The sequence below is a fragment of the Variovorax sp. JS1663 genome (genome assembly GCF_002157355.1).
GTDB lineage: Bacteria > Pseudomonadota > Gammaproteobacteria > Burkholderiales > Burkholderiaceae_C > Variovorax.
Window position 1 is genome coordinate 1 of sequence record NZ_LYMK01000058.1, and the last position, 15,482, is coordinate 15,482.

Annotated in this window: 13 protein-coding genes; 2 read left to right on the forward strand and 11 right to left on the reverse strand. The window is 68.7% G+C overall.

Annotation, left to right across the window (positions count from 1 at the left end):
* The first annotated feature begins 240 nt into the window (after nt 1–240).
* Nucleotides 241–1,227: a quinone oxidoreductase family protein gene (locus A8M77_RS30765; RefSeq protein WP_086925274.1), complete on the forward strand. Its 987-nt coding sequence runs from the start codon at nt 241–243 to the stop codon at nt 1,225–1,227.
* Nucleotides 1,228–1,320: 93 nt separating this feature from the next.
* Here the strand turns inward: A8M77_RS30765 and A8M77_RS30770 are convergent, their stop codons facing one another.
* The 10 genes from A8M77_RS30770 to A8M77_RS30815 form a co-directional block, all read right to left on the reverse strand.
* Entirely contained in the window at nt 1,321–2,979 is a 1,659-nt protein-coding gene (locus A8M77_RS30770; RefSeq protein ID WP_086925275.1) for a Na/Pi cotransporter family protein, read from the reverse strand.
* A gap of 75 nt (nt 2,980–3,054) precedes the next feature.
* Complete coding sequence (locus A8M77_RS30775) at nt 3,055–3,900, reverse strand: phosphodiesterase (RefSeq protein ID WP_086925276.1); 846 nt, start codon at nt 3,898–3,900, stop codon at nt 3,055–3,057.
* Entirely contained in the window at nt 3,897–4,958 is a 1,062-nt protein-coding gene (locus tag A8M77_RS30780) for an ABC transporter ATP-binding protein (RefSeq protein WP_086925277.1), read from the reverse strand. The genes A8M77_RS30775 and A8M77_RS30780 overlap by 4 nt, the downstream gene beginning before the upstream one ends.
* Nucleotides 4,948–5,751 (reverse strand): ABC transporter permease, encoded by an 804-nt coding sequence (locus A8M77_RS30785; RefSeq protein WP_086925278.1) that lies wholly within the window; start codon nt 5,749–5,751, stop codon nt 4,948–4,950. The genes A8M77_RS30780 and A8M77_RS30785 overlap by 11 nt, the downstream gene beginning before the upstream one ends.
* Before the next feature lie 13 nt (nt 5,752–5,764).
* Nucleotides 5,765–6,586 (reverse strand): ABC transporter permease, encoded by an 822-nt coding sequence (locus A8M77_RS30790; protein WP_086925279.1) that lies wholly within the window; start codon nt 6,584–6,586, stop codon nt 5,765–5,767.
* A gap of 17 nt (nt 6,587–6,603) precedes the next feature.
* Entirely contained in the window at nt 6,604–7,617 is a 1,014-nt protein-coding gene (locus A8M77_RS30795) for an ABC transporter substrate-binding protein (RefSeq protein ID WP_086925280.1), read from the reverse strand.
* Nucleotides 7,618–7,665: 48 nt separating this feature from the next.
* Nucleotides 7,666–8,676 (reverse strand): LacI family DNA-binding transcriptional regulator, encoded by a 1,011-nt coding sequence (locus A8M77_RS30800; RefSeq protein ID WP_086925281.1) that lies wholly within the window; start codon nt 8,674–8,676, stop codon nt 7,666–7,668.
* A 166-nt stretch (nt 8,677–8,842) separates the two neighbouring features.
* On the reverse strand, nt 8,843–9,352 hold the full coding sequence (gene lspA / locus A8M77_RS30805) for a signal peptidase II (RefSeq protein WP_086925282.1): 510 nt from the start codon (nt 9,350–9,352) through the stop codon (nt 8,843–8,845).
* Nucleotides 9,352–12,192, reverse strand: coding sequence for an isoleucine--tRNA ligase (gene ileS / locus A8M77_RS30810; protein WP_086925283.1), 2,841 nt, complete (start codon nt 12,190–12,192; stop codon nt 9,352–9,354). The genes lspA and ileS overlap by 1 nt, the downstream gene beginning before the upstream one ends.
* 121 nt (nt 12,193–12,313) lie before the next feature.
* Nucleotides 12,314–13,351: a bifunctional riboflavin kinase/FAD synthetase gene (locus A8M77_RS30815; protein WP_086925284.1), complete on the reverse strand. Its 1,038-nt coding sequence runs from the start codon at nt 13,349–13,351 to the stop codon at nt 12,314–12,316.
* A 168-nt stretch (nt 13,352–13,519) separates the two neighbouring features.
* Between A8M77_RS30815 and A8M77_RS30820 the strand changes: the two genes are divergently transcribed.
* Nucleotides 13,520–14,077, forward strand: coding sequence for an HNH endonuclease (locus A8M77_RS30820; protein WP_086925285.1), 558 nt, complete (start codon nt 13,520–13,522; stop codon nt 14,075–14,077).
* A gap of 5 nt (nt 14,078–14,082) precedes the next feature.
* Here A8M77_RS30820 and A8M77_RS30825 read toward each other — a convergent pair whose 3' ends face one another.
* A complete protein-coding gene (locus tag A8M77_RS30825; protein ID WP_086925286.1) occupies nt 14,083–15,462 on the reverse strand; it encodes an alpha/beta fold hydrolase in 1,380 nt (459 codons plus the stop codon).
* Between the last annotated feature and the right edge of the window lie 20 nt (nt 15,463–15,482).

The following is a 15,482-nucleotide window of genomic DNA, read 5'->3' on the forward strand; positions in this document are numbered from 1 at the left end:
GTTCAAGTTCTTGATCTCCCTGTGCATCCGGGGAGACCAAGCTCATGGCTTCAGCGTTGTTGCTGCCTCGCTCCCGTTGCGGGGCGCGATTCTGGGGGCGTTTGGCTCAGATCAAAATCTGATCTTTTGTCGCAAAAGTGCTGGCACATTGAAAGGGGCTGACGCGCACCCCGCGGCGCGCGATTTCATACGTGTCTACGATGGGCTCTTTTCAGCCAGCTCATCCGAAAAGGACATCCCATGCGCAGCCAAGCCGTTCGCATCGACCGCCCCGGCGGTCCCGAGGAACTGAAGATCGTCGAGGTGGAGGTCGGCGAGCCCGGACCGGGCGAGATCCGCATCCGGCACCACGCGGTCGGCCTCAACTTCATCGACACGTATCAGCGCAGCGGGCTCTACCCCTTCCCGATGCCCCTGCAGCTGGGCATGGAAGCCGCGGGCGTGGTGGAGGCGGTGGGCGAGGGCGTCACGCACCTGAAGGCCGGCGACCGCGCCGCCTATGCCAGCCCGCCGCCCGGCGCCTACTGCGAGCTGCGCGTGATGCCGGCGAAGAACGTGTGCAGGCTGCCCGACGCCATCTCGTTCGAGACCGGCGCGGCCATGATGCTCAAGGGCATGACCACGCAGTACCTGCTGAAGAAGACGCTGCCGGCCGAGGGGCTGCAGCCGGGCGACTTCATCCTCTTCCACGCGGCCGCCGGCGGCGTGGGCCTGATCGCCTGCCAGTGGGCCAAGGCGCTGGGCCTGAAGCTGATCGGCACCGCGGGCACGGACGCCAAGTGCCAGCTGGCGCTGGAGCACGGCGCGGCGCACGCGATCAACTACAGCAAGGAGAACTTCGCCGAACGCGTGAAGGAGATCACCGGCGGCCAGGGCGTGAAGGTGGTCTACGACTCGGTGGGCAAGGACACCTTCGAGGGCTCGCTGGACTGCCTGCGGCCCTTCGGCCTGCTGGCCATCTTCGGCAACGGCTCGGGGCCGGTGCCGGCCTTCAACCTCGGCCTGCTCGCGTCCAAGGGATCGCTCTACGTGACCCGGCCCACCCTGTTCTCGCACATGGCCAGCCGCGAGCGCACGCAGGCCATGGCGGACGACCTGTTCGCGGTGGTGCAGAGCGGCGCGGTGAAGATCCCGATCGCCCAGCGCTACAAGCTGTCCGAGGTGCAGCAGGCACATCGGGACCTGGAGTCGCGGAAGACCACTGGGTGCACCATCCTCACACTTTGAAGCGAGACCAGGCCGGCGCCGGGCCGCCCCAAGGCGGCCTGCGGCCCCCTCGGGGGGCAGCGAGTACACGAAGTGACGGAGCGTGGGGGCCAGCTACTCTATCGGGCTCAGTCGCGACTCGCGCATGCGCGTGCGCGACAGCGCGCCGGCCGAGTCCAGGATCGGGTAGGCGATCGAGCAGATGTGGGAGTTGATGCGCTTCAGGTCGCTGATCAGGTCGATGTGCAGCGAACTGGTCTCGATGCTGGAGGCGGTGCGCTCCGACAGCCGCTCCAGGTGCGTGGTCGCGTAGGTGCGCTCCAGGTCGCGAAAGCGCGCCTTCTCCTCCAGCAGCCGCTGCGCGTCGCGCACGTTGGCGTTGAGGAACACGCTCATCGACAGGCGCAGGTTGGCGACCAGGCGCTCGTGCAGCTCGACGATCTCGCGCATGCCGGCATCGGAGAAGCTGCGCTGCTTCTTGATCTTCTTGTCCTCGACGTCGATGATCACCCGCTCGATGATGTCGCCGATCTGCTCCATGTTGATGGTGAAGCTGATGATGTCGGTCCAGCGCCGGCTCTCCTCCTCGCCCAGCGCCTCGCGGGAGATCTTGGTCAGGTAGTACTTGATGGCCGAGTAGAGCTCGTCGACCGTGTCGTCCATCTTGCGCAGCTCGGCGGCCATGCGCAGGTCGTTGTCGCGGATCACCTTGAGCATGCCGATCAGCATGGTCTCGACGATGTCGGCCTGGTGCAACGCCTCGCGCGCGGCATTGGAGATGGCCAGTGTGGGGGTGGACAGGGCCGAGGGGTCGAGGTGCTGCGGCCGCTGCATGGCGAGCGGCTCGGTGGGCACCGGGAGCAGCTGCTTGACCGCGCGGGCCACCCAGTCCGTCAGGCCGATGAAGCCGATGCTGATCGCCACGTTGAAGGCGAGGTGGAACAGCACCACCAGCTGGGTGGCGTCCGAGATGTAGGGGCGGGCCTCGCGCAGGTAGACGCCGACGAAGGGCGCCACGATCGCCACGCCGAGGAGCTTGAACAGCAGGTTGCCGACCGTGACCTGCCGCACCGGGATCGCCGACTTGGCGGTGGTCAGCACCGCCAGCAGGCCGCTGCCCAGGTTGGCGCCCAGCACCAGGCCCAGGGCCACATCGAGCGGCACCACGTTGGAGCTGGCCATGGCCGCCACCAGCAGCACCACGGCCAGGCTGGAGTAGGCGGCGATGGCGAGCACGGCGCCGATGGTGATCTCCAGCAGCACGTCGCTGCCCAGCGAGGCCAGCAGTTCCAGCACCGGCGGCGAGGAGAACAGCGGGCCGGTGGCCTGCACCACCAGCTCCAGCGCCAGCAGCATCAGGCCCAGGCCGATCAGCACCCGGCCGACGCGGCCGGCCGGGGTGGAGCCGCGCGAGATGAAGAGCACCACGCCCACGAAGATGAAGAGCGGCGAGAGCCAGGACAGGTCGGCCGAGAACAGCACCGACATCAGCGCCGTGCCTACATCCGCGCCGCGCATCACCGCCAGTGCGGCCGGCAGCGCCACGAGGCCCTGGCCGACGAAGGAGGACGTCATCAGCGAGGTGGCCGTGCTGGACTGCACCAGGGCCGTGACGCCGATGCCCGAGAGGGCCGCCGTGAAACGGTTGCGCATGCTGTGCACCAGGATCTTGCGCAGGTTGGCGCCGAAGACGCGCAGCACGCCGGTGCGAACGAGATGGGTGCCCCACACCAGCAGTGCGATGGCGGCCAGCAGGTTCAGCAGATGTTTCATGGGTGTAGGGGTCGCTCCTTCCGTGCCGGCCTCATTGTTGAACCTTTGGGAACGCGGGGCTGTCGGCCGACGGCCTCAATCGATCAATGCGCCATTGTCATGGAAAGGATACGGCCCTTCGAATTCGCCCGAGGCGGCCAGGTGGGTGACCAGCCGTCGCTCCGAGGTCCAGGCATGCAGCCGGAAGCCCGGCGGCTCCAAAGTCCAGGCCGACGCGGCGTCCGGCGTCAGGTCGAGGCAGACCTGGTGGCCCGGCGCGGGCGAGGTCGAGGCGATGGTGCCGCCGAAGCGCACCTCGATCGCGCGGTGCAGGTGGCCGCAGACGATGCGCTCGACGTGGGGATGGCGTGCGACGATCTCTTCCAGGCGCTCGCGCCCGGCCAAGAGGCCGATGCGGTCCATGTGGCCGATCAGGGTCGAGAAGGGGGGATGGTGCATCGCCATCACCACCGGCTCGCCGCGGCAGGCGTGCAGCTGCGCGTCCAGCCAGTCGAGCTGGGCGTCGTCCAGTTCGCCGTGGCTGGCGCCGGCCACGGCCGTGTCCAGGGCGACGAGGTGCAGTGCACCCACGCGCACCGCGTAGTTCACAGGGCCCGCACTGCCCAGGTAGGCGTGGGCGGGGAAGCTGCGCCGCATCTGGTCGCGGTCGTCGTGGTTGCCCGGCAGCAGGAAGAAGGGCATGGGCAGCGGCGCCAGCAGGCAGGCCAGATGCTCGTACTCGGCGGCGCGGCCGAAGTCGGTCAGGTCGCCGGTGAGCACGAGGGCATCGGGCTGCTGGGGCAGGCGCAGCACCGACTGCACCGCGCGCTCGAGGTAGGGCGCGGTGTCGATGCGGCCGTAGGCCAGGCGCCCCGGCTCGCGGATGTGCAGATCGGTCAACTGGCCCAGCAGGGTGATGACGGTGGTGGGGGCGGGGCTCATGCGCCGATCTCCTGCGTGCTCATCAGCCGTTCGGGGCGGATGCGGATGCCGACCGCGTCGCCCGGCCGGTAGGGGGTGTCGCGGCCGACGTCGGCGGTGAGCACGGGCTGGTCCTCGGCGCGCAGGTGCAGCTGCACCCGGTCGCCCAGGAAGGTGCGGCGTTCGACCACGGCCCGGCCCCAGTCGGCATGGCGCGCATCGACTTCGATGTCCTCGGGGCGCACCAGCAGGGCCTCCTGCGTGCGCCATCCGTCCGGGCAGGGCAGGAGGGCGCCGCCCAGGCACACCACGCCCCGGGCCATGGCATCGGCGTCGCGCGCCAGCCGGTTCACGCGGCCGAGGAACTCGGCGACGAAGGGGTGGGCGGGCGCGCGGTAGAGGTCTTCGCCGCGGCCGACCTGCACGATGCGGCCGGCGCTCATCACGGCCAGGCGGTCGGCGATGGCCATCGCCTCCTGCTGGTCGTGGGTGACGTGGATCGCGGTGATGTGCAGCCGGCGCAGCAGATCGGCCAGCTCGTCGCGCAGGGACTCCTTCAGCTTGGCGTCGAGCGCGGCCAGCGGCTCGTCCAGCAGCAGCACGCGCGGGCGCACCGCCACCGCGCGCGCCAGGGCCACGCGCTGGCGCTGGCCGCCGGAGAGTTCGGACGGGCGCTTGTTCTCCAGGCCGCCGAGGCGGGTCAGCTCGACCAGTTCGCCCACGCTGCGGCGCTCCTCGTCGCGCGGGACGCCGCGGATGCGAAGCCCGTAGCCGATGTTGGCGGCCACGGTCATCTGCGGGAACAGGGCGTAGCTCTGGAACACCATGCCGACGCCGCGCTGCTCCACGGGGCGGCGGGTCACGTCCTGCCCGCCGAAGACGATGCGGCTGCCCTCGTCGGGCGACTCCAGCCCGGCGATCAGGCGCAGCAGCGTGGTCTTGCCGCAGCCCGAGGGGCCCAGCAGCGCCAGCACCTCGCCGGCCTCCACGTGCAGGTCGGTGGGTTGCAGGCCGCGGGTGCCGTCGGCATAGGTCTTGCCGCAGCGGGTGATGTCGACAGGGATGCGTTCAAGTTCCATGGCGTTTCTGGATCAGGTTGGCGACGTACTGCAGGCCCCACAGCACGGGCAGGATGACGGCGAAGAAAACCAGCGTGTAGGCCGAGCCGATTTCCAGGCGCATCGAGGCATAGCTGTCGGCCAGGCCGACGGGGAGGGTGCGTGTCAGCGGCGTGTGCAGCATCCAGGTGAGGTTGAATTCGCCCACCGAGAGCGTGAACACCATGAGGCTGCCGGCGACGATGGCCGGGAACACCGCCGGCACCAGCACGTCGAGAAAGCGCTGGCGGAAGCTGGCACCGAGCGAGCTGGCGGCTTCCTCCAGCGCCAGCAGCTCGTCGCGCTGGAAGGCGGAGGCGACGGTGCGCACCATGAAGGGAAGGGTGAACACGATGTGGCCGACCAGGATGAAGGCGAAGCTCTGGCGGAAGGCGGTCATCTCGCCGTAGGCCAGGATCAGCGCCAGCGCGGTGGCCAGCCCGGGCACGGCCACCGGCAGCGTGAGCAGTTCCTCGAAGGCGTGGGCCGCGCGCGAGCGGCTGCGCGCCAGGGCGTAGGCGCAGGGCACGCCCAGCACGATGGTGCCGGCCACGCAGGCCATTCCCACCAGCAGCGAGGCGCCGACGGTGCCGCCGTAGACCTCCCACACCTCGGCCAGCCAGCGCAGCGTGAGGCCGCTGTGGAGGCCGTTGCTGTAGTTGTTGACCAGGCCGGCCATCACCGACAGCAGCATCGGCGCGATCATGAACAGGCTCACCGCCAGCGTGACGGCGAACAGGAAGGGCGAGCGCTGGGTCGCGAAGTTGCGTTGCATCGTTCTCTGCTCCTCAGCGCACCGCCGGATTCGCGCCGGCCTGCCGTGCGATGAACAGCACCAGCCAGGTCACCAGCCCGAGCGCGATCGACAGCGAGGCGGCGAGCGCGAAGTTGGCGTAGTTGGTGAACTCGTTGTAGATGGTGATGGGGATCACCTCGAACTTGCTCGCCAGGGTGAAGGCGGTGCCGAAGGCGCCCATCGAGGTGGCGAACAGGATCGCGCCGCAGGCCAGCGTGGTGGGGCCGAGCTCCGGGATCCAGACGTCGCGCACCACGCGCAGGCGCGAGGCGCCCAGCGAGCGGGCGGCCTCCTCGAGCTGCGGGTTCATCGATCCGGCAGCAGCGGCGTAGGTGGCGATGGCGCGCGGCAGCGAGAAGTACAAATACGCCAGGAACAGGCCCAGCAGCCCGTAGGCGAAGGTGATGCGCTCGTCGATCAGGTGCGCGCTGATGTCGGCCACCAGGCCCTGGCGGCCGCCCAGCAGGATCACGAAGAAGCCGATGATCACGCCCGGGAAGGACAGTGGCAACGTCAGCAGCGACAGCAGCACGCGCTTGCCCGGGAAGTCGCGCCGCGCCAGGTAGATGCCCACGGCCGAGCCCAGGGCCAGCGTGGCCGCGGTCACGGCCACCGACAGCAGGACGGTGTTGACCATGCTCTGCAGGTAGCGCGTATCGGTGAGCACGGCGAAGTAGGTGGCCCATCCCTTGTGCGCCGGCAGCGCCAGCAGCCGGGAGATGGGCAGGAGCCAGAAGGCCGCGAAGAAGGCGGCCGCGGGCAGCAGGCAGGCGAGCAGCCGCCAGCGGGGATTGCGGTCGGTGCCAGCCTTCATCGCGGGGCCGCCGGCGCTCAGCGCACGTCCTTCAGGTAGCGGTCGGAGAAGGCACGCTGCGCCTGCGCCATGCGACCGTAATCGATGGTCTTGGCGCGGGCGTATTCGCTGGCGGGCAGGAATTGCGCCTCGATCTCCTTGGGCATCGCGTTGGCGCGCACCGGGCGCAGGTAGGCCTTGGCCCAGATCGCCTGGCCTTCGTCGGACAGCACGAAGTCGAGCACCTTCTTCGCGTCGCCCGCGTGCGGGGCCTTGGCGACCAGGCTCATCACGTAGGGCACGACGACCGAGCCTTCGCTGGGAATGACGAAGGCGACGTTGGCCTTGTCCTTGTACTTGGCGCGGTAGGCGTTGAAGTCGTAGTCCAGCAGGATCGCGATCTCGCCGGAGAGCACGCGCGCGTAGGAGGTCTGCTTGGGCACGATCGGCTCGTTCTTCTGCAGCGCCTTGAAGTAGTCGATGGCCGGCGCGAAGTTGTCCATGTTGCCGCCGCGCGCCTCGTTCACGGCCACCGCGCCCACGTAGCCGACGAAGGCCGAGGCCGGGTCCAGGTAGCCGATCAGGCCCTTGTACTCGGGCTTGAGCAGGTCGGCCCAGCTCTTCGGGACCGGCTTGCCCTTGAGCGCGTCCACGTTGACCATGAAGCCCAGCGTGCCGGAGTGGATGGTGAACCAGTTGCCCGCCGGATCCTTGAGGCCGGCGGGGATGTCGTTCCAGGCGGCGGGCTTGTAGGGCTCGACCACGCCGTCCTTCTGTGCCTGGATGGCGAAGGTGACGCCCAGGTAGGTCATGTCGGCCACCGGGCTGGCCTTCTCGGCCACCAACTGCGCCAGCGCCTGGCCCGAGTTCTTGTTGTCCGCAGGCACCGTGACGCCGGTCTTGGCCTTGATGGCGCGCAGCTGCGTGCCCCAGTCGGCCCATTCGGTCGGGCAGTTGTAGCAGATGGCGGTCTGGGCCATGGCGCTGCCGGCGGCCAGGCCGGCGGCGAGCAGGCCGATGCGGGCCACGCGATGGAAGTTGTCGAGCAACATGGGGACTCCTTTGTTGGAAGCGATCGGGGTTGGACGAAAAGGGAAGCGCTACGCGAAGCCCGGCGCGTTGGCGCAGGATTCGGCGGCACGGAACACATGCGGCAGCAGCACGCTGGCGTCTGGCTCGAGCGCGATGCCGCCGGCCAGCGCCTGCACCACCAGCTCGACGCTGTGGCGGCCGATGTCGCTGTTGGGTTGCGCCACGGTGCTGAGCGCGGGAGTGAGGTCTTCGCCGAGCGCGATGCCGTCGAAGCCCACCACCGACAGCGCCTCGGGCACCGCCAGCGCGCTGAGGTGGGCGGCGCGGATGCTGCGGATGGCGAGCAGGTCGTTGGAGCACACCAGCGCGGTGGGGCGGTCCGGCGCGGCGAGGGTGCGCGCGATGGCGTCCACGGCGGTCTCGACGAAGGGCACCTCGATCAGCGGTGGCGGCGCCAGGCCGGCATCGGCCATACCGCGCAGAAAGCCGCGGTAGCGCTGTTGCGCGCGGTCGGAAGCGGCGAGCGTGCCGCTGACCATCGCGATGCGCCGGTGCCCCAGCAGCACCAGGCGCGCGACCACGTCGGCCACCGCGCCCTCGCTGTCCACCGACACGCAGGGGTGCTCGGGATGGCGGTTGTAGGCCAGCACGTAGGGCACGCCGGCCTTGCGCAGCCGCTCCAGCGCGGTGGAGGTGGAGGGGTTGGACACCACGAGGATCAGCCCGTCCACGTTGCCGGCGAGCAGCAGGTTGACCGCCCGCTCCTCTTCCTCGAGGCGGTAGCCGGACGTGATCGGAATGATGGCGTAGCCGCCCGCCGCAGCCGCGGCCGCGATGCCCTGCAGGCATTCGGCGAAGGTGGGATTGAGCAGCGTGGGCAGCACCACGCCCAGCACGCGGCTGCGCTGGGTCCGCAGCGTGCGCGCGCTCGCGTTGGGCACGTAGCCCAGCTCGCGCGCGACCCGTTCCACCAGCTCACGCGTGGCGGGCGTGACCTTGTCGGGGAAATTGAAGGCGCGCGAGACGGTTGCGACGGACACGCCCGCCTGCGCGGCAACGTTCTGGATGCTGGTGGGCATGGATCCCGGTGCGTTGATGTAATCGATTACATTGAAGCACGCGAGTATGAAACCGCCATGACAGGGGACGGAACAGGAGAAAACCCTTGGGCGCGGCCGAGGGGCTTCGAAAAGGGGGAGGCGGGAACGGGGCGCGGTCAGGCGCGCAGGCGCGGACCGCGCCGGTTCACTGGCTGCTGCCGCGGCGCACGCGGCGCAGCTCGTCGAGGATCAGGCAGATGGCGCCCAGCGTGATCGCGCTGTCGGCCAGATTGAACGCGGGAAAGTGGCGGCCGGCGAGGTGGAAGTCGAGGAAGTCAACCACGTAGCCGTGCATCATGCGGTCCACCACGTTGCCGATGGCACCGCCCAGGATGCAGGCCATCGAGAAGGAGAACAGCTTCTGGCCGACGTGCGACCGGAGCATCCAGACGATGAACACCGCCGCGCCCACGCCGATGGCGGTGAAGAACCAGCGCTGCCAGCCCGCCGCATCCGCGAGGAAGGAGAAGGCGGCGCCGGTGTTGTGGGCCCGCACGATGTTGAAGAAGCTGGCGATGTAGGTGGCATCGCCCAGCTTGTAGTAGTCCAGGATCAGGGACTTGGTGATCTGGTCCAGCACCACGATCACCAGGGCCAGCGCCAGCCAGGGCCAGATGCCGGCGCGCGGCGGGGCGAGGGAGCGGGTCGCGGCCATCAGGCGGCGCTCCTGGCTTCACCGGCGCCGAACAGGTTGCTGGTGCAGCGACCGCACAGGCCCGGGTGCGCCGGGTCGTGGCCGACGTCGTCGCGCCAGTGCCAGCAGCGCTCGCACTTGACCGCCGTGCTGGGCGTCACCTGCGCCGACAGCGCGTCGCCCTGCGCCAGCGCGATGGCCGAGGTGATGAAGACGAACTTCAGGTCCTCGCCCAGCGAGGCCAGCAGGGCATGCTCCTCGGCCGGGACGGTGAGCGCCACGTTGGCCTGCAGCGAGGAGCCGAGCTGGCCGGCGGCACGCACCGTCTCGATCTCCTTGTTGACCGCGTCGCGGACCTCGCGGATGCGCGTCCACTTGGCCAGCAACGCCTCGTCGGGCTGGCCCAGGTCGCAGTAGACCTGGGTGAAGATCGACTCGCCGTTGCCGCAGAACTTCCAGGCTTCCTCGGCCGTGAAGCTGAGGAAGGGCGCCATCCATCGCAGCATCGCCTGGGTGATGTGCCACAGGGCGGTCTGCGCGCTGCGGCGCGCGCGCGAGCCGGGCGCGGTGGTGTAGAGGCGGTCCTTCAGGATGTCGAGGTAGAAGGCACCCAGGTCCTCCGAGCAGTAGACCTGCAGCTTGGCCACCACCGGGTGGAATTCGTAGACCTTGTAGTGCGCCAGGATCTCGGCCTGGAACTGCGCCGCGCGCGAGAGCGCGTAGCGATCGATCTCGAACAGCTCGTCCAGCGGCACCGCATCCTTCGCGATTTCGAAGTCGCTGGTGTTGGCGAGCAGGAAACGCAGCGTGTTGCGTATGCGGCGGTAGGCATCGACCACGCGGGCGAGGATCTTGTCGTCGCCGGCGATGTCACCCGAGTAGTCGCTGGCTGCTACCCACAGGCGGATGATCTCGGCGCCCAGCTTCTTGTTGACTTCCTGCGGCTCTATGCCGTTGCCGAGCGATTTGCTCATCTTGCGGCCCTGGCTGTCGACGGTGAAGCCGTGGGTCAGGAGGCCCTTGTAGGGCGCGCGCCCGTACAGCGCGCAGGCGATCAGCAGCGAGGAATGGAACCAGCCGCGGTGCTGGTCATGGCCTTCGAGGTAGAGGTCGGCCTCGGGGCCGGTCTCGTGGTGCACGTTGGGGTGCGTGCCGCGCAGCACGTGCGAGAAGGTGGAGCCCGAGTCGAACCACACTTCGAGGATGTCAGTGCTCTTGGTGTAGCGGGGCGCGTCCTCGGGCCCGAGGATCTCCTCGGTCGTGACGCGGCTCCAGGCCTCGATGCCGCCCTTCTCGACGATGTCGGCGGCCTGGTCGAGGATCTCCATGGTGCGCGGATGCAGTTCGCCCGAGTCCTTGTGCAGGAAGAAGGGGATCGGCACGCCCCAGCTGCGCTGGCGGCTGATGCACCAGTCGGGCCGGTTGGCGATCATGTCGTGCAGGCGAGCCTTGCCGTTCTCCGGGTAGAAGCTCGTCTCCTCGATGGCCTCCAGCGCCATCTGGCGCAGGGTCTTGGGCGCCTTGTCCTTGGTGAACACGCCCTCGCCCTCGTCCATGCGAACGAACCACTGGGCCGCGGCGCGGTAGATCACCGGCGACTTGTGGCGCCAGCAATGCGGGTAGCTGTGGGTGATGGTGTCGGTGGTCAGCAGCCGGCCGGCATCGCGCAGGGCCTGGATGATGTGCGGCACCGCCTTCCAGATGTGCTCACCGCCGAAGAGGGGAAAGTCGGCCGCGTAGGCGCCATTGCCCTGCACGGGATTGAGGATGTCGTCGTAGGCCAGCCCGTGCGAGACGCAGGAGTTGAAGTCGTCCAGGCCGTAGGCGGGCGAGGAATGGACGATGCCGGTGCCGTCCTCGGCCGTGGCGTAGTCGGCCAGGTAAACGGGCGACAGGCGGCGGTAGCCGGGGTCCAAGTCGTAGAGCGGGTGCTCGAACTCGAGGCCGCCCAGCTTTTCGCCCTTGACCGTCGCGAGCACCTTGCCGTCGAGGGCATAGCGGTTCATGCACATCTCGACCAGCGAGGCAGCCAGGATCAGCAGGCCGCGGTCGGTGTCGACCAGGGCGTAGTCGAGCTCGGGGTTGAGGTTGAGCGCCTGGTTGGCGGGGATGGTCCAGGCGGTGGTGGTCCAGATGACGACGAAGGCGTCCTTGGACAGCGCCGGCAGCCCGAAGGCGGCGGCCAGCTTTGCCGGGTCGTGGGCCTTGAAGGCCACATCCACCGTGTGCGACTTCTTGTCCGCGTACTCGATCTCGAACTCGGCCAGCGAGGAGCCGCAGTCGAAGCACCAGTAGACCGGCTTGAGGCCCCGGTAGACGAAGCCGCGCTCGATCACGCGCTTGAAGGCGCGCAGCTCGCCGGCCTCGTTGGCGAAGTCCATGGTCTTGTAGGGATGGTCCCATTCGCCCAGTACGCCCAGGCGCTGGAAGTCGACCATCTGCTGCGCGATCTGCTCGGTCGCGTAGGCGCGGCTCTTGGCCTGCATCTCGTCGCGGCCGAGGTTGCGGCCGTGCTTCTTCTCGATCGCGTTCTCGATCGGCAGGCCGTGGCAGTCCCAGCCGGGCACGTACAGCGCGTCATAGCCGTCGAGCTGGCGCGCCTTGGTGATCATGTCCTTGAGGATCTTGTTGACGGCGTGGCCCATGTGGATCTGGCCGTTGGCGTAGGGGGGGCCGTCGTGCAGGATGAACTTGGGCGCGCCATGGCGGGCCAGCCGCAGGCGGTGGTAGCGGCCCTCGTCGTTCCATTCCTTGACCCAGCCCGGCTCGCGCTTGGGCAGGTCGCCCCGCATCGGGAAGGGGGTGTCGGGCAGATTGAGGGTGGCGCGGTAGTCGGTGGAGGTGGCGGCGTCAGCAGACATGATGGAACTCGGAACAGGGGGCTTCGACAGGCTCGGCCCGAACCTTTGCGGGGTTGTCGGTGCGAAGGAAAAAGCCGTTCGCCCCGAGCTTGCAAAAGGGCGGCAGCGCGGGCGGGCCCGGCTAAATTCGATCGCGCGTGGTCTGGCGACGGGTCTCGGCGTGGGCGGAAGCGAAGAATGCACGTGCGTCGCGGCCATCCTTCGCAATGCCCGCCGTCAGGGCTTCGAGGCTGGTGTAGCGCAATTCGTCGTGCAGTTTGTGCAGCAGTTCCACGCGGAGGATTTTACCGTAGGCCCCTTCTTCACCCAGGTGGGCAGGCCAATCGAGGCAGTGGGTCTCCAGCAGCACCCGACCGCCGTTGACGTCGTTGGCATCCAGAGAAGGGCGCACGCCCAGGTTGGCCACGCCGTGCAGCGCCTGGTCGTCGAGGCCGTGCACCAGCACCGCGAAGATGCCGCTGGCCGCCGGCTTCCAGTGCTTGAAGCGCAGGTTGAGGGTGCGGAAGCCGTCGTTGCGCCCGGGCGTCGAGGCGCCCAGCGCGCGGCCGAGTTTGCGGCCGTGCACCACGTGGCCGGAGATCGCATAGGGACGGCCGAGCAGGGCCTGCACGTCGGCCATCCGGCCCTCGGCCAGGGCCTCGCGCACTGCGGAACTGGACACGCGCAGGCCGTGCACTTCGTAGCTGTTCATGCGCGCTACGTCGAAGCCGTGAGCCTCGCCGGCCGCATCCAGCATCGCGTAGTCGCCGGCGCGCTTGGCGCCGAAGCGGAAATCGTCGCCTACCAGTACGTAGCGCACGCCCAGGCCCTCGATCAGCACGTGCTGGATGAACTGCTCGGGTGTCTGCGAGGCGAGGCGGATGTCGAAGGGCAGCACGATGGTCTGATTCACCCCGCTGGCGGCCAATGCGGTGAGCTTGTCGCGCAGCGTGCCGATGCGCGCCGGTGCCAGCTCCGGCCGCTTGGTGATCTGGGCAAAGTAGTCGCGCGGGTGCGGCTCGAAGGTCAGCACGCAACTGGGCAGCCCGCGCTGGCGCGCCTCGGTATTGAGCAGCCCGAGCATGGCCTGATGGCCACGGTGGACGCCATCGAAGTTGCCGATGGTCAGGGCGCAGGCCGGAGCCACACCCGGATGCCTGAAACCCCGGAAAACCTGCATCGTTCGGTATCTTTTTGATAGCACTCCAGCCCGTCGAATAGGCACATGGAGAGCTTTTTGTCACAAAGCCGGTATATTGTGACGCAGCACATCCCTCGCCGGCACCGCCTGGCGCTCGATGTCCTGGTCTTTCCGTGGTTCTTCTTCCCTTTTTGTGAGGAGGCGTGTGTGAAGGTCTTGAAGCTCTCGGCCCAGGGGCTGCCCCAGTCGTGGATCTCGCTGGAACAGGCGGTGATCCACTATGCGGCGGACGAAGTGCGCTGGGAGGTGGGCGCGCAGGTCGCGCTGTTCCGCGGCGGGCACAACGCGGTCACCGGTGAGCAGTCGCAGATCGCGGTCAACAGCATCATCGGCACCAAGGGCGTGCCGCGCATCAACCCCTTCGCGCTGCGCCCGGGCCTGACCAACAGCAAGCTGTTCGCGCGCGACCGCAACATCTGCGCCTACTGCGGCGGCCATTTCCACGAGGAAGACCTCACGCGCGAGCACATCATCCCCTTCGCGCAGAACGGCGTGGACAGCTGGATGAACGTGGTCACGGCCTGCAAGCCCTGCAACCACCGCAAGAGCAGTCGCACGCCGGAGCAGGCCAACATGCCGCTGCTCTACGCGCCCTATGTGCCCTCGCTGTGGGAAGACTTCATCCTGCGCAACCGCCGGATCCTGGCGGACCAGATGGAGTTTCTGATGGCGCATCTGCCGCAGAACTCGCGCTTGCACGGATAGCCGCCTCAATAGCTCAGCTCGAGCACGCTGAGCGCGCCTCCGCCGGCCGGCCAGGTCCGGCCCACCACGCGCTCGCCGTTGAATTCGCCGGCAATGCTGCGCGGCGTGTCATCTGCCAGCCGGACCTTCGTGCTCGACACGCCGGCGCCCGTCGGCGGCACCCCGGGCAGCGTGGTCTGCCCGTCGAAGCGCATGGTGTCGCGCTCGGCATCGAAGTAGCCGCGCGGCCGGGTGAAGATGACGAGCGCCTTGGCATCGCGATCCGCTTCCGCCATGCGCTCGGGTCGCAACTGCACGACGGCGCTGGAGCGCGGGAAGGGGCTGCGATAGATGTGGGTGGTGGCATAGCCTGGCGCGCTTAGCACGAACTCGTAGGCGGTGGCCGGCTGGGCCTGCAGCGGGCCCCAGCGGCCGTCCTGCCCGATGGTCTGTTCCCAGGCGGCCTGTCCACGCCGCACGCCCGTGGACGCATCGACGGCAAAGATGGCCAGCCGCGCACCCACCAGCGGCAGGTTGTTGACGAAGGCGCCGCTCGACGGGTTGAGCGGATCGAGCCCGAGCCCGGTGACCCGGCCCGAGAGAACGACCTGGTTTTCGGGCACCGGCTGCAGCGTGCGCGGCGCCTCGCCCGTGAGAAAACGCCAGGTCGCATCGAAGGCGGCCGGCGAGAAGGAGGTTTCGCGATGGTCGATGCGTGGCAGCGCGATGTTGGTCGCGCCCTTGAGCGCCGGGCCGTCGAAGCCGATGTTCGTGGCGGTGCCCTTGGCGCCGATCCACACGCCGTCGGGCTGGGCGTACTTGTCGTTGTTGTCGGAACGGACCGTCAGCCACTTCACGCCCGGCGTGACCTCGTCGCCGGCTGCGTTCTTGGGCGCGTTGAGCTGCTGGATGAAGGGGCTCAGGCCCGAGAACTCGCTGCCCTCGCGCAAGCCCTTGACCGCCCAGATGCCATGGGCCGGATTGCCGCCCAGCACCACGTGGCTCACGACCTGGTCGCCGCCGCCGTTCTGCACGTAGTTGCGGATGGCGTTGCCGCCGCGCGAGTTACCGATCAGCACCACCTTGCGAGCACCGGTGGTCTTGAGCACGCGCTCGACCTCGGCCTTGAGGAAGGCCATCGACTCGGCGGAGGAGCTGCGTCCGGGCTGGACGACGCCATCGTCGTCGCGCGCCAGCGGAAAGGGCTGGTCCGACGCGAACAGCCGCTCGCGCGGCCAGCCGTTGGATTCGAAGCGCCAGAGCGTGGTCTGCCAGAGTGCCGCCGAGTCGCCATTGCCGTGCACGAAGACGATCGGCGGGCGCTCGTCAGGGGAGGGCACGGAACTGCAGGCGGCGAGCATGGTCGTGGCGAGGCTGAGGGCGATCAGGTGTCGGCGAGTGTGCATGAATGACCAAGCTCCGATGC

Bases quoted from the DNA above. Each gene is read 5' to 3' on its own strand.
- A8M77_RS30785 (WP_086925278.1), bottom strand. From the start codon at position 5,751: ATGCAACGCAACTTCGCGACCCAGCGCTCGCCCTTCCTGTTCGCCGTC.
- lspA (WP_086925282.1), bottom strand. From the start codon at position 9,352: ATGGCCGCGACCCGCTCCCTCGCCCCGCCGCGCGCCGGCATCTGGCCC.
- A8M77_RS30775 (WP_086925276.1), bottom strand. From the start codon at position 3,900: ATGAGCCCCGCCCCCACCACCGTCATCACCCTGCTGGGCCAGTTGACC.
- A8M77_RS30770 (WP_086925275.1), bottom strand. From the start codon at position 2,979: ATGAAACATCTGCTGAACCTGCTGGCCGCCATCGCACTGCTGGTGTGG.
- A8M77_RS30800 (WP_086925281.1), bottom strand. From the start codon at position 8,676: ATGCCCACCAGCATCCAGAACGTTGCCGCGCAGGCGGGCGTGTCCGTC.
- A8M77_RS30780 (WP_086925277.1), bottom strand. From the start codon at position 4,958: ATGGAACTTGAACGCATCCCTGTCGACATCACCCGCTGCGGCAAGACC.
- A8M77_RS30795 (WP_086925280.1), bottom strand. From the start codon at position 7,617: ATGTTGCTCGACAACTTCCATCGCGTGGCCCGCATCGGCCTGCTCGCC.
- A8M77_RS30790 (WP_086925279.1), bottom strand. From the start codon at position 6,586: ATGAAGGCTGGCACCGACCGCAATCCCCGCTGGCGGCTGCTCGCCTGC.
- ileS (WP_086925283.1), bottom strand. From the start codon at position 12,192: ATGTCTGCTGACGCCGCCACCTCCACCGACTACCGCGCCACCCTCAAT.
- A8M77_RS30765 (WP_086925274.1), top strand. From the start codon at position 241: ATGCGCAGCCAAGCCGTTCGCATCGACCGCCCCGGCGGTCCCGAGGAA.
- A8M77_RS30825 (WP_086925286.1), bottom strand. From the start codon at position 15,462: ATGCACACTCGCCGACACCTGATCGCCCTCAGCCTCGCCACGACCATG.
- A8M77_RS30815 (WP_086925284.1), bottom strand. From the start codon at position 13,351: ATGCAGGTTTTCCGGGGTTTCAGGCATCCGGGTGTGGCTCCGGCCTGC.